This window comes from Streptomyces sp. MMBL 11-1 (assembly GCF_028622875.1).
GTDB lineage: Bacteria > Actinomycetota > Actinomycetes > Streptomycetales > Streptomycetaceae > Streptomyces.
This window is the reverse complement of sequence record NZ_CP117709.1, coordinates 5,413,562-5,438,761: the sequence shown is the minus strand read 5'-3', so window position 1 is coordinate 5,438,761 and position 25,200 is coordinate 5,413,562. Positions and strand designations below refer to the sequence as shown.

29 protein-coding genes and 1 pseudogene are annotated in these 25,200 nt (G+C 70.7%); 14 read left to right on the top strand and 16 right to left on the bottom strand.

The window, feature by feature from the left end; translation table 11 throughout:
• Positions 1–13 precede the first annotated feature (13 nt).
• Entirely contained in the window at positions 14–2,509 is a 2,496-nt protein-coding gene (locus PSQ21_RS24415) for an ABC transporter family substrate-binding protein (RefSeq protein WP_274032974.1), read from the bottom strand.
• 368 nt (positions 2,510–2,877) lie between these two features.
• Between PSQ21_RS24415 and PSQ21_RS24410 the strand changes: the two genes are divergently transcribed.
• Complete coding sequence (locus tag PSQ21_RS24410) at positions 2,878–3,948, top strand: LacI family DNA-binding transcriptional regulator (RefSeq protein WP_274032972.1); 1,071 nt, start codon at positions 2,878–2,880, stop codon at positions 3,946–3,948.
• Positions 3,949–4,048: 100 nt separating this feature from the next.
• On the opposite strand, the gene PSQ21_RS24405 is transcribed toward PSQ21_RS24410, so the two are convergent.
• The 3 genes from PSQ21_RS24405 to PSQ21_RS24395 form a co-directional block, all read right to left on the bottom strand.
• On the bottom strand, positions 4,049–4,783 hold the full coding sequence (locus tag PSQ21_RS24405; protein WP_274032970.1) for a hypothetical protein: 735 nt from the start codon (positions 4,781–4,783) through the stop codon (positions 4,049–4,051).
• Positions 4,773–4,958, bottom strand: coding sequence for a hypothetical protein (locus PSQ21_RS24400; RefSeq protein ID WP_274032968.1), 186 nt, complete (start codon positions 4,956–4,958; stop codon positions 4,773–4,775). Before PSQ21_RS24400 ends, PSQ21_RS24405 begins: the two co-directional genes overlap by 11 nt.
• Positions 4,959–5,130: 172 nt before the next feature.
• Entirely contained in the window at positions 5,131–6,144 is a 1,014-nt protein-coding gene (locus tag PSQ21_RS24395; protein WP_274032966.1) for an acetylxylan esterase, read from the bottom strand.
• A 292-nt stretch (positions 6,145–6,436) separates the two neighbouring features.
• Here PSQ21_RS24395 and PSQ21_RS24390 point away from each other — a divergent pair, with 292 nt between their 5' ends.
• From PSQ21_RS24390 to PSQ21_RS24370, 5 genes are all read left to right on the top strand, one after another.
• Positions 6,437–7,681 (top strand): sugar ABC transporter substrate-binding protein, encoded by a 1,245-nt coding sequence (locus PSQ21_RS24390; protein ID WP_274032964.1) that lies wholly within the window; start codon positions 6,437–6,439, stop codon positions 7,679–7,681.
• Between the two features lie 2 nt (positions 7,682–7,683).
• A complete protein-coding gene (locus PSQ21_RS24385) occupies positions 7,684–8,655 on the top strand; it encodes a carbohydrate ABC transporter permease (protein WP_274032963.1) in 972 nt (323 codons plus the stop codon).
• A complete protein-coding gene (locus PSQ21_RS24380; protein ID WP_274032962.1) occupies positions 8,652–9,533 on the top strand; it encodes a carbohydrate ABC transporter permease in 882 nt (293 codons plus the stop codon). Before PSQ21_RS24385 ends, PSQ21_RS24380 begins: the two co-directional genes overlap by 4 nt.
• A 93-nt stretch (positions 9,534–9,626) precedes the next feature.
• On the top strand, positions 9,627–10,847 hold the full coding sequence (locus tag PSQ21_RS24375) for a glycoside hydrolase family 1 protein (protein WP_274032960.1): 1,221 nt from the start codon (positions 9,627–9,629) through the stop codon (positions 10,845–10,847).
• A gap of 165 nt (positions 10,848–11,012) precedes the next feature.
• Entirely contained in the window at positions 11,013–12,473 is a 1,461-nt protein-coding gene (locus PSQ21_RS24370) for a glucoamylase family protein (protein ID WP_274032958.1), read from the top strand.
• 168 nt (positions 12,474–12,641) lie between these two features.
• Here the strand turns inward: PSQ21_RS24370 and PSQ21_RS24365 are convergent, their stop codons facing one another.
• From PSQ21_RS24365 to PSQ21_RS24325, 9 genes are all read right to left on the bottom strand, one after another.
• On the bottom strand, positions 12,642–13,811 hold the full coding sequence (locus tag PSQ21_RS24365) for a methyltransferase domain-containing protein (protein WP_274032956.1): 1,170 nt from the start codon (positions 13,809–13,811) through the stop codon (positions 12,642–12,644).
• Positions 13,812–13,817: 6 nt separating this feature from the next.
• The gene (locus PSQ21_RS24360; RefSeq protein ID WP_266425465.1) at positions 13,818–13,964 is read right to left on the bottom strand and encodes a hypothetical protein; all 147 of its coding nucleotides are present in this window, start codon (positions 13,962–13,964) and stop codon (positions 13,818–13,820) included.
• A 115-nt stretch (positions 13,965–14,079) separates the two neighbouring features.
• Positions 14,080–14,928 carry a helix-turn-helix domain-containing protein gene (locus PSQ21_RS24355; RefSeq protein ID WP_274032955.1) on the bottom strand — a complete coding sequence of 283 codons (849 nt, stop codon included), beginning with the start codon at positions 14,926–14,928 and terminating at the stop codon, positions 14,080–14,082.
• Positions 14,929–14,940: 12 nt separating this feature from the next.
• A complete protein-coding gene (locus PSQ21_RS24350) occupies positions 14,941–15,459 on the bottom strand; it encodes a DUF6879 family protein (protein ID WP_274032954.1) in 519 nt (172 codons plus the stop codon).
• Positions 15,440–15,721 carry a hypothetical protein gene (locus PSQ21_RS24345; protein ID WP_274035914.1) on the bottom strand — a complete coding sequence of 94 codons (282 nt, stop codon included), beginning with the start codon at positions 15,719–15,721 and terminating at the stop codon, positions 15,440–15,442. Before PSQ21_RS24345 ends, PSQ21_RS24350 begins: the two co-directional genes overlap by 20 nt.
• A gap of 96 nt (positions 15,722–15,817) precedes the next feature.
• On the bottom strand, positions 15,818–16,195 hold the full coding sequence (locus PSQ21_RS24340) for a hypothetical protein (RefSeq protein ID WP_274035912.1): 378 nt from the start codon (positions 16,193–16,195) through the stop codon (positions 15,818–15,820).
• A gap of 43 nt (positions 16,196–16,238) precedes the next feature.
• Positions 16,239–16,712, bottom strand: a complete 474-nt coding sequence (locus PSQ21_RS24335) for a hypothetical protein (RefSeq protein WP_274032953.1) — start codon at positions 16,710–16,712, stop codon at positions 16,239–16,241.
• 4 nt (positions 16,713–16,716) lie between these two features.
• On the bottom strand, positions 16,717–17,181 hold the full coding sequence (locus tag PSQ21_RS24330) for a hypothetical protein (RefSeq protein WP_274032952.1): 465 nt from the start codon (positions 17,179–17,181) through the stop codon (positions 16,717–16,719).
• The gene (locus PSQ21_RS24325; protein WP_274032951.1) at positions 17,178–17,438 is read right to left on the bottom strand and encodes a hypothetical protein; all 261 of its coding nucleotides are present in this window, start codon (positions 17,436–17,438) and stop codon (positions 17,178–17,180) included. Before PSQ21_RS24325 ends, PSQ21_RS24330 begins: the two co-directional genes overlap by 4 nt.
• 93 nt (positions 17,439–17,531) lie before the next feature.
• Between PSQ21_RS24325 and PSQ21_RS24320 the strand changes: the two genes are divergently transcribed.
• The 5 genes from PSQ21_RS24320 (at position 17,532) to PSQ21_RS24300 (ending at position 20,162) form a co-directional block, all read left to right on the top strand.
• A complete protein-coding gene (locus tag PSQ21_RS24320) occupies positions 17,532–18,371 on the top strand; it encodes a DUF5753 domain-containing protein (RefSeq protein ID WP_274032949.1) in 840 nt (279 codons plus the stop codon).
• Positions 18,368–18,574 (top strand): DUF397 domain-containing protein, encoded by a 207-nt coding sequence (locus tag PSQ21_RS24315; protein ID WP_274032948.1) that lies wholly within the window; start codon positions 18,368–18,370, stop codon positions 18,572–18,574. Before PSQ21_RS24320 ends, PSQ21_RS24315 begins: the two co-directional genes overlap by 4 nt.
• A gap of 47 nt (positions 18,575–18,621) precedes the next feature.
• Complete coding sequence (locus PSQ21_RS24310; RefSeq protein WP_274032947.1) at positions 18,622–18,840, top strand: DUF397 domain-containing protein; 219 nt, start codon at positions 18,622–18,624, stop codon at positions 18,838–18,840.
• A 276-nt stretch (positions 18,841–19,116) separates the two neighbouring features.
• Complete coding sequence (locus PSQ21_RS24305) at positions 19,117–19,440, top strand: hypothetical protein (RefSeq protein ID WP_274032945.1); 324 nt, start codon at positions 19,117–19,119, stop codon at positions 19,438–19,440.
• Positions 19,441–19,490: 50 nt separating this feature from the next.
• Entirely contained in the window at positions 19,491–20,162 is a 672-nt protein-coding gene (locus PSQ21_RS24300) for a class I SAM-dependent methyltransferase (protein WP_274032944.1), read from the top strand.
• Between the two features lie 148 nt (positions 20,163–20,310).
• Here PSQ21_RS24300 and PSQ21_RS24295 read toward each other — a convergent pair.
• Positions 20,311–20,559, bottom strand: a pseudogene (locus tag PSQ21_RS24295) (hypothetical protein); the annotation flags it as partial.
• A gap of 268 nt (positions 20,560–20,827) precedes the next feature.
• Between PSQ21_RS24295 and PSQ21_RS24290 the strand changes: the two are divergent.
• Positions 20,828–21,205: a nuclear transport factor 2 family protein gene (locus PSQ21_RS24290; protein ID WP_274032942.1), complete on the top strand. Its 378-nt coding sequence runs from the start codon at positions 20,828–20,830 to the stop codon at positions 21,203–21,205.
• 96 nt (positions 21,206–21,301) lie between these two features.
• On the opposite strand, the gene PSQ21_RS24285 is transcribed toward PSQ21_RS24290, so the two are convergent.
• The gene (locus PSQ21_RS24285) at positions 21,302–22,207 is read right to left on the bottom strand and encodes a MerR family transcriptional regulator (RefSeq protein ID WP_274032940.1); all 906 of its coding nucleotides are present in this window, start codon (positions 22,205–22,207) and stop codon (positions 21,302–21,304) included.
• Between the two features lie 291 nt (positions 22,208–22,498).
• On the opposite strand from PSQ21_RS24285, the gene fabG reads away from it, so the two are divergent.
• Positions 22,499–23,290, top strand: a complete 792-nt coding sequence (fabG, locus tag PSQ21_RS24280; RefSeq protein ID WP_274032939.1) for a 3-oxoacyl-ACP reductase FabG — start codon at positions 22,499–22,501, stop codon at positions 23,288–23,290.
• 25 nt (positions 23,291–23,315) lie between these two features.
• Here the strand turns inward: fabG and PSQ21_RS24275 are convergent, their stop codons facing one another.
• Positions 23,316–23,855, bottom strand: coding sequence for a cupin domain-containing protein (locus PSQ21_RS24275; protein ID WP_274032937.1), 540 nt, complete (start codon positions 23,853–23,855; stop codon positions 23,316–23,318).
• A gap of 293 nt (positions 23,856–24,148) precedes the next feature.
• Between PSQ21_RS24275 and PSQ21_RS24270 the strand changes: the two genes are divergently transcribed.
• Positions 24,149–24,931 (top strand): D-Ala-D-Ala carboxypeptidase family metallohydrolase, encoded by a 783-nt coding sequence (locus PSQ21_RS24270; protein WP_274032936.1) that lies wholly within the window; start codon positions 24,149–24,151, stop codon positions 24,929–24,931.
• Positions 24,932–25,200 lie beyond the last annotated feature (269 nt).

The window sequence follows — 25,200 nt, the reverse complement described above, 5'->3', positions numbered from 1 at the left end:
TGGTATTTAGCCGCTACTTCTTGCGGTCTGCGGGGGAACCCGCCGCTTGCCGGTTCTTGAACCCGATGTCCTGGTACCGGGGGGCCGCGAAGCCGAACGCCCCGACGTTCACGAGCTTCTTGTCGACCGCGACCAGCTGCGGGCGCTGGAAGAGCGGAATCGATCCGGCGGCGGCCCAGATCCGGGCGTCCGCCTGCTTCATCAGCTCCCGCGCGGCCTTCTCGTCGAGTTCGGCGGCGGCCTGGTCGAAGAGCTGGTCGATGTGGTCGGTGCCGACCCGGGTGTAATTCTGCTCGACGAGGAGCGATCCGTCGGTGGCGGGCTCCGGCTTGGCGTAGATCGGGCGTCCGTCGGTGGCCGGGTAGGCGGTGCCGGGCCAGGAGTAGAGCGCCAGGTCGTACACGCCCGAGGCCACGTGGTCCTTGAAGTAGCTCTCGTCGGGGACCTTGATGATCTCCGTGCCGATGCCGATCTTCTCCAGCATCACCGCGATCCTGTCGCCGACGCTGCGCAGCGACTGGGAGCCGGGCCCGGAGGGGAGCACGAAGCGCAGGGTCAGCGCCTTGCCGTCCTTGCCGAGCTGCCCCTTGGCCGCGGCGGGCGCCGGAGCGGCGGTGCCGACGGGGGCGTACGCTCCGGCGGCTCCCCCGGGCTGCTTGTCCTGGGCGGCGACGGCGCCGTCCTCACCGAGGGCGCCGGCCTGGCGGAGCAGGGCCGCGCCCTGGACGGCGGCCGTCCGGGCGGGAGCGAGGACGTGGACGGCGGAGGCGCCGCCGGTGGAGGGGGGCCGCGCGGCGGCGGGGGCGCCGGGCTTGTTGTCCTCGCCGACGATGTAGAGGCCCTCGTCGCGGGAGGCGGCGCTGTCCTCGGAGGTCCGTTCGGCGTCCTCGGAGGCCTGGTCGGCCTTCTTGCCCGCCGTCGCGGGGTCCTCGGCCTTCTTCCCGGTGCCCTGCCCGGCCTTCTCGCTCTTCGCGTCCTTGTCGTCCTTCGCGCCCTCGGCGGTCTTCTTCTCCGCTTCGCTCTTCGCGCCCCCGGCGTCGCCCTTGTCGGCCTTGTCACCCCTATCGGTTTCATCGGCCTTGTCGGTCTTGCCGCTCTCCTTCTCCGCCTCGCTGCCCGCCTTGGTGTCCTTGGGCGGCTGCGCCGCGCCGCCCCGCGTCCACCCGGCGTCCGCCAGCAGGGCCTGGGCCTCCTCGGTGTCCTGTTCGCCGAGCGCCCCGCTGCCGTCCTGGTAGCCGGGCTGCCCCGCGAGGGCGAGGTGGCTGCCGAGCGGCTCCGCGGGGAGGCCCAGCGGCCCCAGCACCGTGCGGGCCAGCTCCTCGCGGTCCAGGGCGCGGGCCACCGCCCGCCGGACCCGGTCGTCGGCGAGGGGGCCGGACTCGCCGTTCAGCGCGAGCTGCGTGTAGGCGGGTTCCAGGGACTTGCGGACCTCGAAGTCGCGCAGGGCCTTCTGCTCCGCGGTGTACGCGATGACGGCCTTGCGGTTCTTCTCCCGGGCGGCCTGCGCGATCTCCGCGGCCTTCTCGTCGGAGCCGTGCGCCAGGGCCCAGGAGCGCAGGGCCGCGGCGGGCGAGGTCCCGGAGCCCGGGCCGTGGGCGAGCGGCTGGCCATGGGCGCCCCGGTCGCGGCGGGCGAGCGCGATGCGGTCGGCGGTGGCCGCGTCGATGTCGGCGACGTCCACCGTGCCGTTCGCGAGGGCCTGGGTGCGGTCCTCGGTGGCGACCGCCCGGAAGACGAGCGTGTCCAGTTTGGCCTTGTCGCCCCACCAGCGCGGGTTGCGGGCCAGCGTGACGGTGCCCTTCGACTTGCTGACGCCGCGCAGGACGAAGGGCCCGGCGGTGTTCTTCAGGGTGGTGCGCGCGCCGTCGTTGAAGGCGTCCGGCGAGCCGGTGATCTCCTTCGGGTAGAGCGGCGAGAACAGCGAGCGCCAGTCCGCGTACGGCTTGGAGAACGTGACCCGCACCTGGAGGTCGTCCGCGCCCCGCTCGATCTTCTCGATCCGCTCGTAACCGGCGTTGCGGGCGGTCCAGAACGCGGAGTCCTTGCCCCTGAGCGCCCGCCACTGGGCGACGAAGTCGGGGGCCCCGATCTCCCTCCCGTCGCTCCACACCGCCTGCTGGTTGAGTTTGTAGAGCACTACCTGCTGCGGCTCGCGCTCGATGATCTTCGCGGACTCCAGGTAGTCCGGGTTGAGCTTCGGCTGCCCTGTCCTGTCCATCGGGAAGAGCGTCGGGAGCAGGGCCCCGGCGATCCGGGTGGTGGCGCTGTCCGCGTCCGCCTGGAAGGCGTTGAAGGTGGCCGGCAGCGCGTCGACCGCCCAGTTCACCGTCGAACCGTCGGCGACCGCGTGGCGGGCGGCGGGGGCGATGTCCTGGGGCGCGCTCCGGAAGGTCTCCTCGCCGCCTGAGCTGCAGCCCGCCAGCACCGGGACCGTGAGGACCCCCGTCGTGAGGAGCGCGAGCGATCGGCGCTTTCGAACCGTCCCGCGCGGGACGCCGACGTGGGACATGGCTGATACCTCCGGGGCCGGCCCGGACCACCCCGTACCGGAATGGACCGGATAGTGCGTATGTGGTGGCATTTGCAGTTGATCACACTGATTCCTTCCGTCCACTGAAACGCTCCCTCGCGCGAGGGAGCGCAGACACGGCGGGCGGCAGCCCCAAGCTCACCCGACCGGAGGAACGTTTCGCCCCCGCGGCCCGGCGCACGTTCGGCGCGCCCCGGGCGGCCTTGCTCCCCCCGCGGCCCACGATCTAGGGTGAATGCGCTTTCACGAGCCTCGTGAGCGCGTCGGGCGGCGAGCAGGCCGCCGGCCCGGTACCAGCACACGCGCCAGGCGCGGCGCTACGGAAGAAGAAGCGGACGGTCGGTCGAGTGAGCGCCCCCACGGTGTACGACGTCGCCGAGCGGTCGGGCGTCTCCATTGCCACGGTCTCCCGGGTCTACCGGAACCCCGATTCCGTACGCGCCCAGACCCGCGAGAAGGTCATGGAGGCGGCCCGCGAGCTGGGGTACGTGCCGTCCGGCAGCGCCCGGGGCCTGGCCAGCCGGACGACCGGCGTACTCGGGCTGTGCTTCCCCGACTTCGCGGACCAGGACGCCGAGGCCGCCGCCGCCGCGAGCGACGCGGACGACGACCAGGCCGTGATGCTCTACTCCGACCAGGTCATCCGGGGCATGGAGCGTGCGGCCCGGCGGCACGGCTACGCCCTGCTGATCGCCGCCGCGCTGGACGGCGGGCCGGAGAGCCTGGTGGCGAAGGTCGCGGGGCGGGTCGACGGGTTCGCCGTACTGGCGCGCACCGTTCCGACCGAGGACCTGGAGGTGATATCGCGCCGGCTGCCCGTGGTGATGCTCTCCGGACCGCGCGAGATCGACCACCTGGACCACATCGTGGTGGCCAACGCCGAGGGCGAACGGGAACTGACCCGCCACCTCATCGAGGACCACGGGCTGCGCAGGCTGGCGTTCATCGGCAGCGAGGAGAACTCCCCGGACGCCGAGGCCCGGTTCCGGGGCTTCCAGGAGGGGTGCCGGGACGCGGGCCTGCCGGTGCCCTCCCGGCCGGAGCTGCGCGCCGGGATGATGACGCAGGCCGAGGGCGCGCGGGCGGCGGGCACCCTGCTGGACCGGTCGGAGGGTACGGGGGTGGAGCGGCCGGAGGCGATGCTGTTCGCCAACGACCAGATGGCGGTCGGCGCGCTCCAGGCGCTGGAGCGGCGCGGGGTGCGGGTGCCCGAGGACATCGCCGTGACCGGCTTCGACGGGATCCCGCTGAGCCGGATCGTCCGCCCGCCCCTGACGACCGTCCGGCAGCCGATCCGGCTGCTGGGCGAGCAGGCGGTGGAGCTCCTGGTCCAGCGCCTGGCGGACCCGGGCCGCGCCCCGGTCTCGCTGGAGCTGCCGGTCTCCGTGACCCGCCGCGCGAGCTGCGGCTGCGGCTGAGGGCTCCTGGCAACGGCGAGTGGCGGGACAGCACCCGTCTCCCGCCGAGCGGCTGGGGATGGAGCACGTGCTTACAGGCTCTGCACGGCTTGCCTGAGCGTCAGGGCCAGAACAGCTTCACCTCATCCGATGCTTGCCGTGCCCCGGGAACCTGCGGCTCGACCACTGTGTACCCCAGGCTCCGCAGAACCTGCGCGGCCGAGTCAGGAGCATCCCTGACCGCGGTCTTCAGCTGCGTCAGCCGCCAACGGTGCAGATGTTCATCAATCGCGGCCTTCCAGCCGTCGACCGTGTCAATCGCGAACTCCCGCTTCAGGAAAAGCAACACGTCCTCCAGCGCCGGACGCATCCTGTGGCCGCCCACCGGCAGATGCAGCTCGGCCAAGCGCGGCAGTCTGCTGAACTTCTGCTTCGGCCGCCCCTTCTCCGCCAGCCGCAGAAGGTACGCGACCTCATCGCGATGCGCATGCACCTGCACGTGAGCGCCCGGCGGCTCCTTACTCCGCCGAACGTACTCGAAGCGGAACAGCGGGTCCGGACTCCCGGCGTAGAAGACGTGCACGTCGGCCTGATCGGTAGCCATGAACGTGCTGGACCCGTCCCAACAGCAGTAGAACCGGACCATGAGGCTGAGACGCTGCTCCCCGCCGATGCTGACCGGGATCCGCTGGAGAACTTCGTCCTCCCGTATCGGCGAGACCCTGATCTTGGAACCCATGTTGATCGCGTGAAAACGCGGGGTGTCGTCGCCGAGGACACCCCGCGTCAAAGCAGTCAGTTGGTCAGCGAAATCCGTCGCTGATTCGTCGAGGGCCTTGGCCTCTTCAGCAGTCACCTTCGAGAAGGTAGTCGAGACCTTCGATCGTGTGCCACACGTCCAGTTCGTGCATGCTGAGGCTGTAAGTGGCAGCGCGTTCCGCGAGCTCGTCGTAGGTCATGTTCACGCTGGCCAGTAGTTGCTCACGCTGGGCCTCAAGCTCGCTGCGCGTCCTATGGATCACAGTCGGCATAACTCGCTCCCTGGGTTCGATGGCCACAGTCAAACAGGGACCACTGACAACTGTGTTGCCTCTCCAGGTCAAAGTCACCCACATGAGGCCGACTTTCGGCAACCCGTAGCTCCTGCCGTCGACGCACCGGATCATGAACCGACCCGGCCGCCGGGCGACGGGCCCACCGCCCTCAGCCCACCGCCGCCAGCCGCTCCCCGAAGAACCGCGTCCGGTTCGCGTCCAGCTCCGCCGCCTCGGCCACCATGCCCCGGTACGCGAAGTGCCCCGCCGTCAGCACCTGGAGCTCGCGCTCGCCGGCCAGCGCGTTGTGCACGGCGAACTGCCCCGGCGGCGGCACGGACGGGTCGAACAGTGCGGCCGCGACCAGGGTGGGCAGCGTCAGCCGGGTCGCCGCCGTCGCCGCGTCGAAGTAGCCGAGGACATCGGTGACCTCGGGGTGCTCGCGGTGGTGCGCCCGGACCGCCTCGCCGCTGCCCGCGCAGGGCAGGGTCAGCCGCAGCGGGTGGTTGCCGAAGGTGGGGACCGTGAGCTGGGCCGCGCCGAAGCGGTCGTCCCAGGGCAGCGCGAGGGCCCCGAGCCCGCCGCCGAAGCTCTCGCCCAGATAGCCGAGGCGGGGTCCGCCCGGGAGGCCGGCCCCCGCCAGCTCCGGGACGAGCGCCGTGAGGGCGGAGGCGGCGCACCACAGGTCGGCCGCGCAGTCGCCGATGACGTACGTGTCGCGGGAGCCGATGCCGTGCAGGACGTGCGCGTCGGCCAGATCCGGGATGGCGTCGACCCGGCTCCGCTCCCCCATGCCCCGTACGCACGGCAGGATCACGGCGGCCCCGGGCAGCGGCGCCGGAAGGTCGCGGCCGGGCCCCTGGCGGCCGCCGTAGCCGTGCCCGACGACGAATCCGTACCGGACGGGCCCCTCGGCGGGCAGGGCGAGCCAGCCACCGAGCCGGAGGCCGCCCACGGAGGTGTAGGTCACGCCGTGGATCCGGAGGCCGTCGCGCTCCTCCTCGACCGGACCGACGGCCGGTCGCGTGTCGACGGCGCGGGCTCGCGCGTACCGGCCCCGCCAGAAGGCGTCGAAGCCGTCCGGGGCGGGCGGGGCGGGGATGCCCAGCAGGGCGTCCGGCGCGTCGTACCCGTAGGCCGGATCGAACGGGAAGTCGTGGGAGAAGGCGGCGGATGAGGCCATGCCGCGAGGGTAGCCGCCGACCGCACCGGCGCCCGGGCCCCCGGCCCCCGGCCCCCGGCGCCCGATCCCCGGCGCCGCCCCCCGACGACGACGAATCGGTCACATCGCATGTTCTTCCACAAACAGCGCGTTTACGGTTCAACCACAAGGCGCCACGGTGTCGAGCACGTTGCACGAGTGTGACCCAGCACCCTCTTGCGGATTCCCGAAGGACTGGCGCAGAGTGATGTATGCGCTTACAGGCAGCGCATACATCGCGCAGCATCAGGATTGCTCAAGGAGGAGCCCTCCCATGTCCCGCATCGCCAGAACCGCCCCCGCCGGCATAGCGCTCGCGCTCGCCGTGACCCTTTCCGCCTGCGGCTCCTCCGGCGGCGACGTCGCGGCGGACGAGAAGCAGACCCTCACCGTGTGGGCCATGGGGGCCGAGGGCGAGAAGCTCGCCGACGTGGCCGAGGTCTACGAGAAGGCCAACCCGAACATCACGGTGAAGGTGACCCCGATCGGCTGGGACGTCGCCCACCAGAAGCTTGTCTCGGCAGCGGCGGCCGGCACCCTGCCCGACGTTGCGCAGATGGGCGGCAGCTACCTGGGCGAGTTCGCCGAGCTCGGCGTGCTGGAGCCGGTGGACACCGAGGTCTTCGACAAGAAGGACTTCTTCCCGGCGGGCTGGGAGCAGGGCGAGGTGGACGGCACCGCCTACGGCGTGCCGTGGTACGTCGACACCCGGGTCCTCTACTACCGCACGGACCTGGCCGAGAAGGCGGGCGTGACGAAGGCCCCGGCCGACTGGAAGGGCCTGAAGGACCTGGCAGGCGCATACCAGGAGAAGGCCGGCACGAAGTGGGGGTTGTCCATCCAGCCCAGCGGCCTGGACACCGTGCAGAACTTCTACTCCTTCCTGTACTCGGCGGGCGGTGAGATCGTCAACGACAAGGGCGAGGCCGTCATCGACAGCCCGGAGGCCGTCAAGGCGCTCAAGGAGTACGGCTCGTACTTCGACGAGGGCCTCTCCAACAAGTCCGTGCAGCCCGGCTACGACGTGGTGAAGGACTTCGGCAACGGCCGGGTCCCGATGTTCTTCGGCGGCCCCTGGCACGTGACGCTCCTCGACGAGGGCCAGCCGCAGATCAAGGGCAAGTGGGCCATCGCCAACGTTCCGGCGGACGCCTCCTCCACCTCCATGGCCGGCGGTTCCTCCCTCGTCGTCTCCAAGGACAGCGAACACAAGGCCGCGGCCACCGAGTTCATCACGTACCTGACCGACACGGAGGGCCAGGCCGACTGGTACGAGCGGACGAAGGACCTGCCCGCCAACACCTCCGCCTGGGAGTCCGGGGCGCTCGCCGACGACGCCGACCTGCAGATCTTCAAGAAGCAGATGGACACCGCCAAGTCCTCGCCGTCCCTGGCCAACTGGACCGAGATCACCGACAAGGTGGACCAGGCCATCGCCAAGGTGACGCAGGGCAAGGCTTCCGCCGAGGACGCGCTGAAGACCGCGCAGTCCGAGATCGAAGGTCTCGTGAAGCAGTAGCCATGAGCACCACGACCGAGAAGGCCCGAGGGCCCCGGAAGGCCGGGGCCGCACCGTCCCCGGCCCCCGGGGGCAGCCGGGGGCGCACACCGTCGATGGGCGTGCAGAACGCGGCGGGCTGGCTGTTCTCCACCCCGTTCCTCGTCCTGTTCACCGTCTTCATGGCGTTCCCGATCCTCGCCACGCTGGTGATGAGCTTCACGGACTTCGGGCTGCGCAACGTGACGCGCCCGTGGGAAGCGAACTTCATCGGGTTCGAGAACTACGTCAACCTCTTCGGTGACGAGAAGTTCCTCAAGTCCCTCTTCAACACGGGGTACTTCGTCGTCGTCGGCGTACCGCTGACCATCGGCATCGGGCTGGTCGTCGCCGTGCTGCTGAACAACGGCATCGACCGGGCGCGGACCTTCTTCCGGGTCGGCCTCTACGCCCCGGTGGTCACCACCATCGTCGCGGTGGCCGTCGTCTGGCGGTTCGTCCTCGATCCGAGCGACGGGCTGATCGCGGGCCTCTTCTCCGAAGTGGGCTGGACAGCACCGGACTTCCTCGGCTCCGAGGCGCTGGCGATGCCGTCGCTGATCGTCATGGCGGTCTGGCGGAACGTCGGCACGGTGATGGTGCTGTTCATCGCGGGCCTCCAGGCGATCCCCACCGAGGTGCGGGAGGCCGCGAAGCTCGACGGCGCGGGCGTCTGGCAGGAGTTCCGGTCCATCACGGTCCCGCTCCTGCGACCGACGCTCCTCTACGCCACGGTGATCACGACGATCGGCTACCTCAACGTGTTCGAGGAGCCGTTCGTGATGACCCAGGGCGGCCCGTCCGACTCGACCCTCACGGTCTCGCTGAACATGTACCGCGAAGGGTTCAACTTCTTCCACATGGGCTACGCGAGCGCCATGGCGTACGTCCTCTTCGTGGTGATCATGGGCATCACGGTGCTCCAGCTCCGACTGCTGAAGGACAACACGAAATGAGCGCCACCAGCAGCAAGGCACCGGTCGGGCCGCTGAAGTCCCGGGCCACGAAGCAGCGGAGCGTCTGGCGCCCCCTGGTCTACGTCCTGCTCTCGCTCGGCCTGCTGGTCATGTCGGCGCCCTTCCTCTGGATGGGGCTCTCCGCCTTCAAGACGCAGAGCGAGCTGTCGGCCAGCCCGCCCGTGTGGATCCCCACCGAGTGGACCCTGGAGAACTTCCGGCAGCTGCTCGACAAGCTGGACCTGCCGCTGTACTTCATGAACTCGGTGATCGTGGCGGTCCTGGTGACCGTCTCGAACCTGGTCTTCTGCTCGATGCTCGGCTACGCCCTGGCCAAGCTGAACTTCGCCGGCCGCAACAAGATCTTCGGCCTGGTGCTCGGCGCGCTGATGGTGCCCGGCAACCTGATGCTGCTGCCGCTGTTCGTGCTGATGAGCAAGTTGCAGCTGATCGACAGCTACGCGGGTCTCGTCCTGCCGTTCGCCGCCGGGGCCTTCGGGGTCTTCCTGATGCGCCAGTTCATGCAGTCGATCCCGGACGAGCTGCTGGAAGCGGCCCGGATGGACGGCGCGAGCGAGTGGTACATCTTCTGGCGGATCGTGATGCCGCTGGTGAAGCCCGCCCTCGCGACCCTGTCGATCTTCACGTTCCTGGGTTCCTGGAACAACTTCGTCTGGCCGCTGATCGCGACCAACGACCCCGACAAGTACACCCTCCCGGTGGCCCTGGCGACGTTCGCCACCGACCCCAACAAGGCCGGCGGCTCCAACGGGATGCTGATGGCCGGGGCCTTCCTGATCGTGCTGCCGGTGCTGGTCGTCTTCATCGCGCTGCAACGGCACTTCACGCAGGGCATCGCCACGGCGGGCATGAAGTAGCGCTCCCGCCGGGGCACTTCACGTAAGAGGCCGCACCCCACCCCGTAACAAGCGCGGCCACACCCCTCACCACCTCCAGAAAGACATGTCGCGATGACACACACCCCTGCCCCGAACCAGACGACTTCCGTCCCGTTTCCCGAGGGCTTCCTCTGGGGCGCCTCCACGGCCGCCTTCCAGATCGAGGGCAACAACACCAACAGCGACTGGTGGGTCAAGGAGCACACCGCCGGCACCCACATCGCGGAGCCGAGTCTGGACGCCTGCGACAGCTACCACCGCTGGCCCGAGGACATGGACCTGCTGGCCTCGCTCGGCTTCACCGACTACCGCTTCTCCCTCGAATGGGCCCGCATCGAGCCGGTCGAAGGCCACTTCTCCCGCGCCGAACTGGCCCACTACCGGCGGATGGTGGAGGGCGCGATCGAGCGCGGCCTGCGCCCGATGGTGACCCTGCACCACTTCACCGTCCCGCAGTGGTTCGAGGCGCGCGGCGGCTGGACGGCCGAGGGCGCGGTCGAGCTGTTCGCGCGGTACGTGGCGGCGTGCGCGCCCGTCATCGCCGAGGGCGTGTCGCACGTCTGCACGATCAACGAGCCGAACATGGTCGCCGTGATGGCGGGCCAGGCCAAGCGCGGAGACAACAGCTTCCCGCCGGCCGGGCTGCCCACCCCCGACGACGCGACGACCGAGGCCGTCATCGCCGCCCACCACGCTGCCGTCAAGGAGGTCCGGGCCCTGGACGCGGGCATCCAGGTCGGCTGGACCATCGCCAACCAGGTCTACCAGGCCCTGCCCGGCGCGGAGGACGTCACCGCCGCCTACCGCCACCCCCGCGAGGACGTCTTCATCGAGGCGGCGCGCGGCGACGACTGGATCGGCGTGCAGTCCTACACCCGTACGCGGATCGGCCCCGACGGACCGGTCCCGACGGCCGACGACGCCGAGCGGACGCTGACGACGTGGGAGTACTACCCGGGCGCGGTCGGCGAGGCGCTGCGCCACACGGCCGAGGTCGTCGGGGACGTCCCGCTGATCGTGACGGAGAACGGCATCGCCACCGCCGACGACAGCCGCCGCGTCGACTACTACGCGGGCGCGCTGGACGAGGTCGCCTCGGCACTGGAGGACGGCCTCGACATCCGCGGCTACCTGGCGTGGAGCGCCCTGGACAACTACGAGTGGGGCACGTACAAGGCCACGTTCGGATTGATCGCCATCGACTGGGAGACCTTCGAGCGCACCCCGCGCGACTCGGCGAAGTGGCTGGGCTCGCTCGGCCGCACGCGCGAACTCCCGCGCACGGCTGCGTAATACGGGCGTCCCCCGAGGAGATCCGGGGACGCTCCCTCGCACGGGGGGCCACCTGACGGCTCCCTCCGGCGCGGGAGCCGGCGGAACCTGACGACCGCCGGCTCCCGCGCCGCCCGCACGAGCACTGTTCCCCTCTTCCCCCTTCTGCCACCAGGAGCCGGACCGATGGACCGTCGCACGTTTCTCACCGCCGCAGGGACCGGGGCCGCGGCCCTGTCGCTCGGAGCCGTAACCGCCCCGGCGGCCGTAGCCGCCCCCGCCGACCCGCGTCTCCTGCGGACCTGGTTCCGCGACACGTACCGCTCGATCGAGGCGATGACGACCGGCTTCGGCCTGGTCACCGACAAGATCGACCTCAGCGGCCCCGGCGCCCCCGCCCAGTCCACCCAGACCTCGCCGACCAACATCGGCTGCGGCCTGTGGTCGACGGTGGCCGCCGCCGGCCTCGGCGTGATCGGCGAAGGCGCGATGCTCCGGGCCCTGACCCGTACGGTCACGGCCGTCGAGAAACTGGAACGCCACCACGGCTTCTGGCTCAACTGGTACGACGCGCACGACGGTTCGGTGCTGACCCGGTGGCCGGGCACCGGCGACCCGGTCCGCCCGTTCCTGTCCTCCGTCGACAACGCCTGGCTGGTGACGGGCCTGCGGATAGCCGCCGACGCGGCCCCGGCGCTACGCCCGCGCATCCACCGCATCCTGGCCACGGCCGACTGGTCCTCCTTCTACACCCCCTACGACCCGGCCGACCCGGTCGCGGGCCCCGGCCAGCTGCGCGGCGGCGTCTGGACCGACACGGACGAGCCGACCCCGCACCACTACGGCGCACTCAACACCGAGCCGCGCATGGCCAGTTACCTCGGCATCGCGGACGGCTCCCTGCCCGGCGACCACTACTGGCACCTGCTGCGCACGATGCTGCCGGAGCACGAGCAGGAGCAGAAGCCGGGCGGCGGTCACGTCACGGTCGACGGCGTACGCGTCTGGAACGGGCACTACACCCACCGAGGCCGCAAGCTGGTCCCCAGCTGGGGCGGCTCGATGTTCGAGGCGCTGATGGTGCCGCTGTTCGTACCGGAGCAGCAGTGGTCGCCGCGCGCGTGGGGCGTCACCCACCAGCGTTACGTACGCGGCCAGATCGACCACGGGCTGCGCGAGGCGGAGTACGGCTACTGGGGCTTCTCCCCCGCCAACGTCCCCGAGGACGGCTACCAGGAGTACGGGGTCGACGCGCTCGGCATGGCCGTCGACGGCTACGCCTCCAACACCGACCGGACGCACACCACGGACGGCGAACCCCTGCCGCCGCCCTCCGCGTTCACCAACGGCGTCGTCACCCCGCACGCCTCCTTCCTGGCCCTGCCGTACGCGGGCCGGGAGGCGGTGGCCAACCTGCGGGCGCTGGAGCGGGACTTCGGCGCGTACGAGGACGGGCTCGGCTTCCGGGACTCGGTGAACGTGTCCACGGGCCGGGTCAGCGACTTCATGCTCGCCCTGGACCAGGGGATGATCGTCGCGGCCCTCGCCCAGGAGCTGCGCCCGGGCCTGCTCCAGCGGCCGTTCCGCACGGGCGGCTTCCGGTCCCGGGTGCGGCCGCTGCTGGAGCGGGAGCGGTTCTCGATCTGAGTTCGGGCCCCGCCCCCTGCCCCTCGGGCGGGGGGCGGGGCTGAGTCCGTGCCTCTGGCAGGGGGCGCGGGCCCGGCCACTCGCTGCCGTCTTCGCGGTCGAGCCGAGGACTCGGCCGGCTCCGAAGTCCGATCGCGCCGACTGAACGGGAAGGGCCTGCCGGGAGGGTCACCGCACCCTGGGCACCGGGTCGTCCGGAGTGTCGAGCCAAGCCCGTTGCCCGTCGCCGCTCACGGTCAGACCGAACCGCTCGAAGTCCGGCCGGCCCCGCGCGTCCCACCATGCGTAGGCGGCCTCGGTCGCATCCCAGAGTCGCCGGGGCCCCGACTGCACCACCTCGAACGACTCGGCTCCCGGCTCGTAGTCGGCGGATGCCCACGACTGGCCGTCGCCGCTGTAGGTCCACAACGTGTACGAGCCGTCGTCGTACCGCTCCACCGTCCAGAACGCTTCCGCCATCTGCAGTCCGATGGCGAACTGGACCAGCCATCCCCCGACAGCGGCAGGTGACAGAGACGTCGTGCTCCTGTCGCCGTCGGCGGGCCATCGCCGCCCCCTGAGGTAGGCATCGTGCGGGAGCCGTCCGGGGCGCTGCTGCCGTAGGCGCATGAACGCGCTGGAGCGGGTGAACGGCCCGCTCGCCTTGTCAGCGTCCACGGTCAGCCGGACGATGGCCTCCCCTCCGTACGGTGTCCCCCACGGGGCGACGATGAGCCCTCCGGGCAGTGTCTGCTCGATCCAGGACCGGGGGACCTCTCCGATGGAGCAGGTCGCTTCCACCCGGTCGAACGGTGCGCCCTCGGGGTATCCGAGCCGCCCGTCCCGCACGATTACCAGCGGGGACAGCCCTGCTTCGCGGTGGTTCTCGCGTGCCTCTTTCGCGACCTCCGCGTCGAACTCGAGGGAGACGACGTTCTCCGAGCCGAGGCGGTGGGCGAGGAGCGCGGAGTTCCACCCGGTGCCGGTGCCGATCTCCAGAGCCCTGTTTCCGTCCTCGACGCCGAGGTCGGCCAGCATCGAGAACACCATGTGGGGCTGCGAACTGGAGCTGGAGGGCGTCTCTCCCACTCCGTCTCCGGTGTGACTTCCGTCGTCCCACTGCGTGGTGAGCGGAATGTCCGAGTACACGGCGGAGAACCATGCGTCCACGTCCCCGGCCCGGTCCACCACAGGGTGCTGCCGGGTACCGTCCGCGACGCCGGGCCAGATGCGGTCGGGAACGAACATGTCCCGAGGGACCGCCTGATATGCGGCCAACCAGTCGTCCCGCAGAGCGCCAGCAGCGACGAGCGCGGAGGCGAGCCCCGCAGGGCCCACCTCCTCCTTACGCGCAGTCATTCGACGCTACTTCTTCGCCGGGCCGGAGCCGTCGGAGGAGTTGCCGCCGCTCGTCTCGGAGCCGCCACCCCCGTGACCGCGTCCGCTGCTGCCGTCATCCTGCTGACTGCCGCCCTGCCCCGACCCGGTACCTCCACCGTGCTTTCCGGTCATGGCTGTACTCCTTCGCCGTCTGATGGGTGCGGCCCTGGAAGCGCCGAGCCGTGTCGACCACGCTAGGGAAGCGGGAGCGGCATCCTCCAGAAGATTGCACGGAGTTGCACGCTGTTCACTCCAGGGCATCCCTCGCGGATGCGATCAGCGCACGCGCCGAGGCGCCGTAGACCGCCAGCGCCGCAAGCTCCGAGAACGCCTCGGCGTACATGGTCACCTCACTGGGCTGGGTGATCGTGAGATACCCGGAGACCAGCTCGGCATTGACCTGTGCGGCATCGAAGATCCAGAACCCTTCCACGGGCATCCGGGAACGGTTCGGCCCGGCCGGGACCACCCCCAGACTGACGTTGGGCAGAGAACCCACGGTGAGCAGATGGCCGAGCTGCCCGACGAGGACATCCGCTCCGCCGGTACCGTTCCGCAGCACCGACTCCTCGATGAGGAAGGCGAACCGGCGCCCGCCCTCGTACAGCACGCGCTGCCGCTCCACACGTGCGGCCACCGCCTCGGCCACGTCGTCGACCTCGACGCGGCGTCGCTGGACGGCGCGCAGCACCGCCTCGGTGTATGCGGGTGTCTGGATCAGCCCCGGCACGAACCACGACGAGTAGGACCGGAAGCGACGGGTGCGGTCGAACAGAGGCAATCGCGCTTCCTGCGCCTGCTTGAGCCCGGCTTGCTCCATCTGCCTCCAGCCGATCCACATGCCCTCGGCGTTCCGGAGCGAGGCGAGGAGGTCGGCGGTCTGGTCCTCCGCCCCGCACGCCCGGCACCAGGCACGGATGTCACCAGCGGACGGGGGCGTGCGGGCATTCATGATCCGCGACGACTTCGATGGATGCCAGCCACAGCGCACGGCGATCTCGCGCCCGGTCAGCCCGGCGTCCCGGCAGAGGTCCGCGAGCCGATCCGCGAGAATCCGTCGGGCCTGCTGAGCACTTGAGGAAGGAGATTCGGCCATGATTCCGCGAGGTCAGCGAGGCCGGTAGTGCTCATGCGGCACAGCACGTTCCCACACGGCCTCGAAGGCGTCCGCGCACAGCTTCACCAGCGCCGGATCGTCCGTGTACTCCCGCCCGTCCTCGTCCAACCGCCCGTTGCCGGTGAAGTGGTGGAAAAGGGCCTGCTCCCCGTCGAACAGCCAGAAGTCCATGCCGGGCAGGGCAAGACCGGTCGCTCTGCGTCTGGGCAGCCAGCGAACCACTTCGCCCGCTGCGAGGTTGGTGAACGTGGTGTCGTACTCGTACCTCACGTAGTCGCTGATCGGCTCGGACACGACCCGGGCGCGCCGGACCGAGACTCCCCGGCCGACGGCCTCGCGTACCGCGTCGTGCCAGCCGTTCCACCACGTCGAACGCTCACCCCGGTCGAGCCGCACGCCCTGTTGCCACGCGATGTACCCGGGATCGTCGAGCATGTACGCATCGCGCAACTCCAGGTGCACTGCCGATCGCTGTGTTCGCGCCAGAGCATCACGCGCCGGACGCTGCATGTTCCGCCTCTCCGCCACGATCGCCTTCCCGACGAGCAGGTAGGTAGTCCAGCATGGCCGCGGGCAGCCGGATGATTGTCTCGTTGTCGGGGACATCAGTGGAATGGCCGGGAACGGAGCCGACTTCCTTGCAGTTATTCACTTCTGCCGCAGTCGCTCGGTACGACTGGATCAGAAGGTCCCCCGTTTCTTCGTGCAGCCAGATCGTCGGCGACTCATCGGTCGGGGAATCGGGGTCGATGCCGAGAAACCTTAAAGCCATGGCCAGCTCCCGCTGTCGAGGTACATCAGCATGCACGAGCGTTCCTGCGCCGGATGGCGTAGGTCAAGAGCTCCGAGGGGGCGCACGGAATGGCCTTCAGCGATCCCTCTCGGAGAACAGATGCGGGTGCGCCCCCGCGAGCGCGGCGTCCACCGCCGCGAGCGTCGGATCGACGATGCCCCAGTCGTGGGCGGCGGAGTGGCCGGCGAACAGCCCGCACGCGTCCTCGCCCCGGGGGTCGATCACGCCGCACCAGGCAAGCTCCGCGAGGGTCGCCCGTTCGCCGCTCCAACGGGCCCAGACGGCGGTGCGGTTCGCGTCGTCGTCCCACAACACCATCGCGTGGTCGCCGTCGTGATCGGCGGCCAGCTCGCAGAGCAGATGCCCGGCCTCCGGGAGGCTGCCGCCGGGTGCGGCAAGCCGGGTCAGGAACTCCGGGGGCGGTAACAGGGTCACGGCGGTGCACTGGTTCACCGGGGTGCGCTGGTTCATGGGGGTGGAAATCCTCCGGTCGCCGTCAGGGCGCGTCGGTGTCGGGTACGTCAGGGGCATCGGGCGCGCCGGAGGCCTCGTCCTCGGAGACGAGTCGCCGGACCTCGCTGTGGACGTGTTCGGCGATGAGGTCGCCGAGCGGGTCGGTCACGGAGAAGGAGTGCGGTCCGGGGTGGTGGTCGAAGTACGCGCACGTGGTGACCGTGCGGGTCGCCAGCTCGCGGAGCACGGCGGGGCACAACCGCAGCGTGTCGAGCCGGTGGAGGCGGTGTGCGCCGGTTCCCGACCAGCGGAACCACAGGTCGCGGTCGTCCGGCACGTCCGCCGTCCACAGGTGCGCGGCGTGCTCGGCCGATTCGTCGTGGTCGGCCAGCTCGCACAGGACGAAGTCCTCCGCCTCCACGACGTCGGGCGGGTGCTCCGGCCCGCCCTCCATGGTGGCGAGCGCCAGCAGCGTCTCCGCGTACGGGACGTGGGTCACGGCGGTGCATTGCAGCACGGGGTCAGCCCCCTTCCGTCTCCATACGGGGCGGATACGGGCGGCTCGCCGAGTCCGCCGTCACCCACCCGCACAGATCGACGGGCCACGCGCCGAGGGTGACCCGCAGCCCCACGAAGGGGTCGACCACGGTGAGCAGGGCGGGCCGTCCGGATTCCAGCGCGCTCATGGCGTGGTCCTGGCTGCCGTGGTCGCCCGCCCACGCCCGGAGCGCCTCGGGGGCGTCGGAGCCGTGGAAGGTGACCGGCCGGGCGTCCCTGGCGCCGAGCCACGGGGCGGGTGGGGACAGATGATGCCCGTGCGCGTCCGCCAGTCTCAGCGCCTGCCGCCTGAGCCAGCGGAGGACGAGGCGGCGGTTGGGCAGGGCGACCCCGCCGAGCCGGAGGGCCTGGCCGCCGGCCGTCACCGTGACGGCCGCGACGTAGTCCAGCACCCTCACCCGGCCCGGTCCGGACGGGGCCGCCTTCACAGCACTTCTCCCCGACTGCGGGCGTTGAGCCGCGCGGTCCGGGCCCGAAGCTGCTCCATGAGCGCCGGGGTGCGTACGTAGCACGGTTCGACCTCCCACTCGCGCCCACCGCCGACCGGCCGGAGGGACCAGTACGGACCGGCGACGCTTTGGAACTCCCCCACGCGGTCACCGCGACTGGTGTCCACGAGGAGGGTCCCGGGGGCCGGGACCTGTGGGGGCCGCCCCGTATTCGAGCTGGCGTTCTCGCCGTACACCGTTCGCTCCTCTCTGTAGCCGTATGACTACCGGGGCGACTCAGCGTGGCCTAGCGTGGAGACGTCTTCAACGTTTCGAATCTGGGGGATACGTTGGTCAACCGCAAGGAAGTCAACCCTGACGGGGGCCCGGAGGCGGCCTACGGAGCACGTCTGCGTAGGGAGCGCGAAGCACGGGGCTGGAAACAGGACGACCTCGGCGCGCGCATCGGCTACACGGGGAGGCACGTTTCCGGGGTGGAATTGTGCCACAAGTCCCCAACTCGCAAGTTCTCGATCGCCGTTGACGTGGCGATGAACTATACGGGAACCGCTGATTCGTTCGAGCGCGAGTGGCGCAAGATCAAGCACGGGGTGCTGTTGCAGGGCTTCCCCGAGTACGTGGCGCTGGAGGGCCGGGCGGCGGAGATCAGGCTGTTCGAGGTGGGGCTCGTACCGGGGCTGCTCCAGACCCGGGAGTACGCTCAGGCGCTGGCCGACGCGGCCGTCGAACGAGGCGTCATCACCACCGAACAGGCCGACCAACGCGTCTCGTTGCTCATGGAACGCCAGGGCGCGCTGTTGCGCACCGTGCCACCGATGCTGATCGCGGTGCTGGACGAGAGCTGCATCCGCCGCCCGATCGGCGGCCCCGCCGTGATGGACGCTCAGTTGCAGTATCTGGTCGACTTCGCCGCGCAGTCCCACACCATGCTCCAGATCGCCCCGTTCAGCGTCGGTGAGCAGCGGCCCTTCGATCGGCTGGTGAATCTGCTGACGCTCCAGGACCGGTCCGTGGTCTCCTACGTCGAGTCCGAGACGCAGGGCCATCTGGACCGCGAACTCAGCTCGGTCATCCCGATGGTGAGGGCCTACCATCAGTTGCAGGCTGTGTCTCTGTCGCAGACAGATACCGTGGACATGATCCACCAGCATCGAAAGGGCACCCCGTGACGAACGAAACCACGACCCCGCAGTGGGTCAAGTCCTCCTACAGCAACAACGGCGGTTCGTGCGTCGAGTGGGCCCCGCGCACCGCGTCGACCACCGGCATCGTCCCCGTACGCGACTCGAAGAACCCCGGCGGACCCGCCCTCGGCGTCCCCGCCACCGCGTTCGCCGCCTTCGTCGCAGGCATCAAGTCGGGCGAGCTGTAGCACCGACCGCAGCCACCACCGGACAACGACGAAAGGGCGGCGCGCAGATGGCTACCGAAGTCACGGCCCAATACTGGGTCACGTCCTCCTACAGCGACAACGGCGGTTCGTGCGTCGAGTGGGCCCCGGGCACCGCGTCCACCACCGGCACCGTCCCCGTACGCGACTCGAAGAACCCCGGCGGTCCGGCCCTGGCCGTCGCTGCCGACGCGTTCACCTCCTTCGTGGCGTGCATCAAGGCCGGCGGCTTCGACACCGCCGCCTGACCGCCGCCGCTCCGGCTGCGCCCCACCGTGCCCGCACGGTGGGGCGTCTGGCTGTCCGGGCAGGAAACCCCTTACGCCGCGTCCCCGGCCAGGGATCGTCCTCGTCCGCCGCACGGGCGTCGAGGCGGCGGTGGGTGGATCGAGGTGCGCTACGGCGTCTTCCACCCCGCCCGGACCCGCAGCCCGCTGCCCCGCCCCTCGCCCGGGAGGGCGCTGTCGGACCCTCGTGTCATCCTGGCCCCGACCACGTCAGCAGGCCAGGAGGAGACGACGTCGATGCGAGCCGATTACTACCGGGCCGACAGCGAGAACGGCGACCACATCGAGGACCCGTCCGAGGACGCGCTGTTCATGCTGTTCGACGATCTCAACGGCTCGGACAACACCTTCGTCGTCATCCGGCCCGACGAGGACGACCCGGTCTGGTCCGCCTCCGTCACCGTCCTGGACGACGGCGGCTACGAGGTCGTCCGCCGTGACAGCTCCCGCGACGAACACGAGGTCGTCACGGAGACGAGCATCGGCCGGATCGCCCTCGACCTGACGATCTGGATGGCCGCCCGCGACTTTCCCGAACGGGCCGCAGCGGCCGGGCAGTAGTCGGCGCTCCCCCGCCACGGGCGACGGCGCGACTCTGATGGACTCACCTCATGACGGCCGTACTCCCCCGCTTCCTGCGCGCACTCGACCAGTTCCACGCCACCCACCCGTGGGATCACAACGCCCACTACCACCGGTGGCTCCTGCGCCGGCTCCCCAGACGGTTCACCAGCGCCCTGGATGCCGGTTCGGGCAGTGGTGACCTCGCCAGGCTGCTGGCCTCCCGGGCCGAAGCGGTGCACGGCATCGACGCCGACCCCGCCATCGTCGATCGCGCGCGGGAGCGCACAGCTCCTGGGGTTCCAGTGACCTTCTCCGTCGGGGACGCGCTGAAGGACGTACCGGCCGGGCCCTACGACGTCATCACCTGTGTCGCCACCCTCCACCACCTGCCGCTGACCGACGCGCTCACGCACTTCCGCCAACACCTGACGCCCGGGGGGACGCTGATCGTCATCGGCCTCTACCGCCCGCAGTCCCTGAGCGACCACCTGATCGACGCCGTCGCCATTCCGTCGAACATCGCCCTGGCCTGGATCAAGAACCGGGGCCGCAGGGCGCCGCGCCCCGTCGCCATGACCGCACCGACCCGGCCGGCGACCACGGCCTTTCCGGACATCGTTCGCGAGGCCCGCCGCGTGCTGCCCGGCGTTCGGCTCCGCCGACGGCTGTTCTGGCGGTACACCCTGGTCTGGAAGCGGGCGGATCTCGTCGGCAGGTGACCAGGGAGACGGGCCGCACCGCGCCCTGCCAAGCGGTTTCCCGCCCGACGACGACGGCAACGTCACCCGAGAGGTGAACGGGCCGGACAGCGCGTGGAGGGAGCTGGACGTTCACCGCGCCAACGGTACGAGTCGACTGCCCCCGCTCCTACGGGGCGGCCGTGGCCGGGGGACGCTGGATCTCCAGGACAACTGCCGTACCTGCCACGGATCGGTCCTCGTGCATGGTGATCACCTGGCCCGGCCGAAGGTGCTGCCACTGCGAGGGGTCCAGGGGCGCGAGTCGTACCGTGGCGCGCCCCCCGGGCTCCAGGAAGGGCGTGAACTCCACCCAGAGCCGGGCGATGTCGAGAGCCGGTTCTCCGGTCACGGTCCGGTGGCCGATGCTCCACATCGGTCACGGCAGTTGATGCCCGGTGACTTCCGTGGATCAGCTCCCGCCTCCGGCGACCTCCGGCCCATCGCGGGCGCCGCTCTCCATCGGGCACGCCCGCTTCTGCACGGCACTGGTCGGCCGTGAAGGTGCCCGAACCCACCGCGACCGGTGGCGCGAGCAGCTGAGCAGGACGTCACAGGGAAACCGAGGTGGTTCCAGGCGATCGGTTGCCCCGGAGGGCGGCCCGCGGGACGAGCGCACGCGCGACGGCGGCTGGTATTACTGGGGCATGCAGGAAGAGACGGCACGCTCCGCGATCGACACGTTCATCTCCGCGTTCAACGCCTCGGACGACAACTATGTGACTGCCCTGCTCTCCCAGGCCCTGACCTCGGACGTGGTCTTCTGGGGGCCGTTGGGCCGGAGAGAAGGAATCGCGGCGGTCGAGCAGTTCGTGCTGGACATCCGGCACCACCCGGCGGGGACCGGCACGATGGTGCGCTGTTCGGCGGTGGACATGCCGGACGAATGGGCCCGGTACCAGTGGGTCTTCACCACGCCGGACGGAGGCCCCCGCCTGGCGGGAACGGACGTCATCCATCTGCGGCGAAGCCTCATCGACCAGGTCATCGTCTTCGCGGGGGAGATCGAGCCGTCCGCCTCCTGAGTCGTCCTTCCGTCCCCGCCGGAACGAGCGGCGTCACCGCTCGCCGGTAACGCGCCGAACCCGTGCTGCCCCGGCGAGCCCACGCGGGCACAGCCTTCAGGTGCCGGGGGCGTCGTGGGCGAAGAGTTCCCCGGCCAGTTCCATACAGCGGAGGCGAGCCGGGGAGAAGTCGTAGGGCATCTTGCCGACGGCGTCCAGCACGCTCATGGAGCCGGCCTCCCGTCCCCCGGAGCCGGGGTCGGCCTCGCCACCGTCGGCGGTTTCGGGGTGCGCGGCATCCCAGGCGTCGCAGAGGGCCTCGTCCTCCTCGCTCAGACCGGACTCCTCGATGTGGGCGTGCAGGGCGTTCTCGAAGGCGTACCGCTCAGCGGCCACATGGGCCACCCGCGGATCGTCGACGGCGACACTGTCGTCGAGCGCCTCCTCGGCGTCGTCGACGCGGTCGGATTCCTGCCGCAGGGTGGGATGCGTGGCCAGGGCGATGAAGCGGGTGGCCTGGACCGCCGCGCCGAGCGGGCCGAAAATCCGCTCGGTGACCAGCAGGGTGTCCAGGTCCGCCGGGCGCAGGGAGCCCTCGGGCAGGGTCTTGAGCCGGCCGGTGACGAGGTCGGAGAGCAGGCCCATCCGGCTGCCCTCGGTGCGCATCCGCCGCACGGCGGCCCGCTGCCGCCGCAGCTCCGCCTCCTGCTCGGCGAGGGTGTCCTCCAACCGCTCCAGGACGCCCGCGATGGCTTCTCCGCTGTCCGCGCCGGCGGAGTCCGTGCCGGTCGCGAAGGCGTCGCGGATGTCGTCCAGGGCGATCCCGGCCTCGGCCGTCCTGCGGATCCACAGCAGGCGGATCATGTCCTCGTACTCGTAGCGGCGGCGGCCGTCGCCGCCCCGCTCGGGCTCGGGGAGCAGGCCGATCTCGTGGTAGTGGCGGATCGCCCGCGGCGTGCTGCCGACGAAGGCCGCCGCGTCACCGATCTTGATCCGGCGGGGTGGCACGAAAGACGAACGCATGAGCAGGGACCTCTTCTCCAGGGGCCGGGACCAGGGACGTAAGCCCGCCGGGACGTGAGTCCACCGGACCACATGCCGCTACGGAAGGTGCAACCGCGGCGCCTGCGGTCGTGCTGCGCCCGCCGGTTCCGCCCCCTCGCCACTTCTCGGTTCTCGGCCTGAACCGAGGCAGTATCCGGCCGGAATTCCGCGGTCCGGGGCGAATCCACCACCGGTGACCTAGCGTGTTGATCATCGCCGGAGTGGCTACGTGGGGTCACGGGGTACGGGCGCGGGGTACGAAGGAGCTTGATGGTGACGGAGACCGATTGGCGACGGCGGTCCGTGGTCGTGACGGGCGCGACGCGGGGCATCGGGCGGGGCATCGCGGAACTGTTCGCCCGTCGTGGCGCCGCTGTCATCGTCACGGGCCGGGACGACGAGGCGGCCGGCGCGGTGGCGGACGAGCTCGCGCGGACCACCGGGTCCCGGGTCGCCGGTCTGGGCGTGGATCTCCGGGACCCGAGCGCGATCGAGGCGATGGCCGAGGAGGCGGAGGCGCGCCACGGGCATGTGGACGTGGTGTGCGCGAACGCCGGGGTCTTCCCCGAGAAGCCGCTGAGGGAGATGACGGCCGCGGATGTGGATGATGTCCTCGCCATCAACCTGCGGGGCACGATCCTGACGACGAAGGCGTTCCTGCCGGCCATGGAACGCGCGGGACACGGACGCGTGGTGCTCACCTCCTCGATCACCGGTCCGACCACGGGTTACAGCGGGTGGTCCCACTACGGAGCGAGCAAAGCGGGCCAACTGGGGTTCCTGCGGACCGCCGCACTGGAACTGGCCCCGGCCGGAATCACCGTCAACGCCGTCCTGCCCGGAAACGTCCGCACCGAGGGGCTGAACGATCTGGGCGAGGACTACCTGCGACGCATGGCCGCCGCCATCCCGGCCGGCCGGCTCGGCGAGACCTCCGACATCGCCCGCGCCGTGCTCTTCCTCGCGTCCGACGAAGCCTCGTTCGTCACCGGTCAGACGCTCACCGTCGACGGCGGCCAGACCCTGCCCGAGTCGCTGGACTCATTCGTCCCGTTCACCTGAGACCGGCGGGCCGGCAGTGCGGCTCTCATCGGCGCTGCGCCTCCCCGCGTGAGCCGTCGGCGCCCCGCGCGGCGTCCGGGCGGCAGTAGCGCTGGATCAGCGCCGCGTGCCGGGGAAAGCGGGCGGTCAGGTCGTCCGGGTCCCCGAGCGTCATGTCCGCGTAGTCGAAGCCGGGCGCCACCGCCTCGCTGATCAGGGCATGGTCCCCACCGTCGAGGGAGGTGGCCTTCCACACCCCGCCGGGAACGGCGAGGGTCAGCGCCTGCCCCTGGTACGGGTCCTGGCCGAGGAGCACCGACTCCGCACGGCCGTCGGGGTGGATCAGGTGATAGGTGAGGGGGGCACCGGAGTGGTGGAAGTGGAGGATGTCCGACCGGTTGAGATGCCAGTGCCCGATGGGTGACTCCTCGGTGAGCAGGTAGTGGATGGAGGTGAGCAGGAGGCGTTCGCCTCGCGGGGTCCGCACCGGCGGACGGTGGTCCGCCTGGAACGTACGCCGGAAGTACCCACCCTCCACATGCGGTTCGAGCCCCAGAGCATCGATCCATTGCTGTGCCGTGAGCACACGGTCCTCCCAGGAGTGATGCGGCCCTGCGGGGGCCGCGGGGTTGGGGCTCTCCGGTTCGGGCCCGGCTACGAGCAGGCGAAGCCACTCGGGTCGTACACCGATGACTTCGCAGCCCGCAGGTCGCTGTGAAGCCCTGCCCTCGGTCGATATATCGCCACACTCCCATCCTGTCACCCCGTCACGAGGCCGGACCCTCGGCAGCATGTTGACATGACCTTGACACTCACACCTGGCGGCCCGAGGCTCGGAATCCCCCATGGACAGCTTGACGACAATGAGGTGCAGCCCCCATGCGATCACGCCCCATCGGATTCCTCCTCTCGACTCTCGCGGGAGCGGCCCTCGCGTTCGGCGGCACCACGGCCGCCTCCGCGACCCCGCCCCCGGCCCCGGCCCCCGGTTCCGCTTCGGCCGGCAACGTCGGCACGGCCGACGCCTGTTACACCTGGAGCGGCACGCTCCGGGAGGGCTCCAGCGGTGAAGCGGTACGCCAGCTCCAGATCCGCGTCGCGGGCTATCCGGGCACCGGGAACCAGATCGCCATCGACGGAGCGTTCGGCCCGGCGACGAAGGCGGCCGTGCAGCGCTTCCAGGCCGCGTACGGGCTGGCCGCCGACGGCATCGCCGGCGCCCAGACGTTCAGCAAGATCTACGCGTTGCAGGACGACGACTGCACCCCGGTCAACTTCACCTACGCCGAGCTGAACCGCTGCAACTCCGACTGGTCCGGCGGCAGGGTCAGCGCCGGCACGGCACGCGCCAACGCCCTGGTGACCATGTGGAAGCTCCAGGCCATGCGGCACGCGATGGGAGACCGGCCGATCACCGTCAACGGCGGCTTCCGCAGCGTGTCCTGCAACAGCGCGGTCGGCGGGGCCACCAACAGCCGCCACCTGTACGGGCACGCGGCGGACCTCGGCGCGGGCTCCCAGGGCTTCTGCGCCCTCGCCCAGGCGGCGCGCAACCACGGCTTCACCGAGATCCTCGGCCCTGGCTACCCCGGCCACAACGACCACACCCACGTGGCCGGGGGCAGCGGTCGCTTCTGGTCCGCACCCAGCTGCGGCATCTGAGGCCGGGCCGCCCCATCGAGCTCCGGGAGGCCGTCGGCCGGCGGACCGGCGGCCCCGGGCTCGTGCCCGTGCCTTCCTGCCGGGGCTACCAGCCCGTCCCCGGCAGGACGGCCGGTTCCGCCAGAAGTGCGCCACGTGTCGCCGGACGGCTTCGCCGGCGCGTCTCCAGCACTGATCGCACTGCTGCGCTTCTCCGGCCGGCCCCATGGGCCCGAGGTGGCTCTTTATGCGACAACGCGCATAGTCGCGATCCCGCATGGACGCCCTTG

Bases quoted from the DNA above. Each gene is read 5' to 3' on its own strand.
- PSQ21_RS24415 (WP_274032974.1), bottom strand. From the start codon at position 2,509: ATGTCCCACGTCGGCGTCCCGCGCGGGACGGTTCGAAAGCGCCGATCG.
- PSQ21_RS24400 (WP_274032968.1), bottom strand. From the start codon at position 4,958: ATGCCGACTGTGATCCATAGGACGCGCAGCGAGCTTGAGGCCCAGCGT.
- PSQ21_RS24395 (WP_274032966.1), bottom strand. From the start codon at position 6,144: ATGGCCTCATCCGCCGCCTTCTCCCACGACTTCCCGTTCGATCCGGCC.
- PSQ21_RS24390 (WP_274032964.1), top strand. From the start codon at position 6,437: ATGTCCCGCATCGCCAGAACCGCCCCCGCCGGCATAGCGCTCGCGCTC.
- PSQ21_RS24385 (WP_274032963.1), top strand. From the start codon at position 7,684: ATGAGCACCACGACCGAGAAGGCCCGAGGGCCCCGGAAGGCCGGGGCC.
- PSQ21_RS24380 (WP_274032962.1), top strand. From the start codon at position 8,652: ATGAGCGCCACCAGCAGCAAGGCACCGGTCGGGCCGCTGAAGTCCCGG.
- PSQ21_RS24375 (WP_274032960.1), top strand. From the start codon at position 9,627: ATGACACACACCCCTGCCCCGAACCAGACGACTTCCGTCCCGTTTCCC.
- PSQ21_RS24370 (WP_274032958.1), top strand. From the start codon at position 11,013: ATGGACCGTCGCACGTTTCTCACCGCCGCAGGGACCGGGGCCGCGGCC.
- PSQ21_RS24365 (WP_274032956.1), bottom strand. From the start codon at position 13,811: ATGACTGCGCGTAAGGAGGAGGTGGGCCCTGCGGGGCTCGCCTCCGCG.
- PSQ21_RS24360 (WP_266425465.1), bottom strand. From the start codon at position 13,964: ATGACCGGAAAGCACGGTGGAGGTACCGGGTCGGGGCAGGGCGGCAGT.
- PSQ21_RS24355 (WP_274032955.1), bottom strand. From the start codon at position 14,928: ATGGCCGAATCTCCTTCCTCAAGTGCTCAGCAGGCCCGACGGATTCTC.
- PSQ21_RS24350 (WP_274032954.1), bottom strand. From the start codon at position 15,459: ATGCAGCGTCCGGCGCGTGATGCTCTGGCGCGAACACAGCGATCGGCA.
- PSQ21_RS24345 (WP_274035914.1), bottom strand. From the start codon at position 15,721: ATGGCTTTAAGGTTTCTCGGCATCGACCCCGATTCCCCGACCGATGAG.
- PSQ21_RS24310 (WP_274032947.1), top strand. From the start codon at position 18,622: ATGGCTACCGAAGTCACGGCCCAATACTGGGTCACGTCCTCCTACAGC.
- PSQ21_RS24305 (WP_274032945.1), top strand. From the start codon at position 19,117: ATGCGAGCCGATTACTACCGGGCCGACAGCGAGAACGGCGACCACATC.
- PSQ21_RS24300 (WP_274032944.1), top strand. From the start codon at position 19,491: ATGACGGCCGTACTCCCCCGCTTCCTGCGCGCACTCGACCAGTTCCAC.
- PSQ21_RS24290 (WP_274032942.1), top strand. From the start codon at position 20,828: ATGCAGGAAGAGACGGCACGCTCCGCGATCGACACGTTCATCTCCGCG.
- PSQ21_RS24285 (WP_274032940.1), bottom strand. From the start codon at position 22,207: ATGCGTTCGTCTTTCGTGCCACCCCGCCGGATCAAGATCGGTGACGCG.
- fabG (WP_274032939.1), top strand. From the start codon at position 22,499: ATGGTGACGGAGACCGATTGGCGACGGCGGTCCGTGGTCGTGACGGGC.
- PSQ21_RS24270 (WP_274032936.1), top strand. From the start codon at position 24,149: ATGCGATCACGCCCCATCGGATTCCTCCTCTCGACTCTCGCGGGAGCG.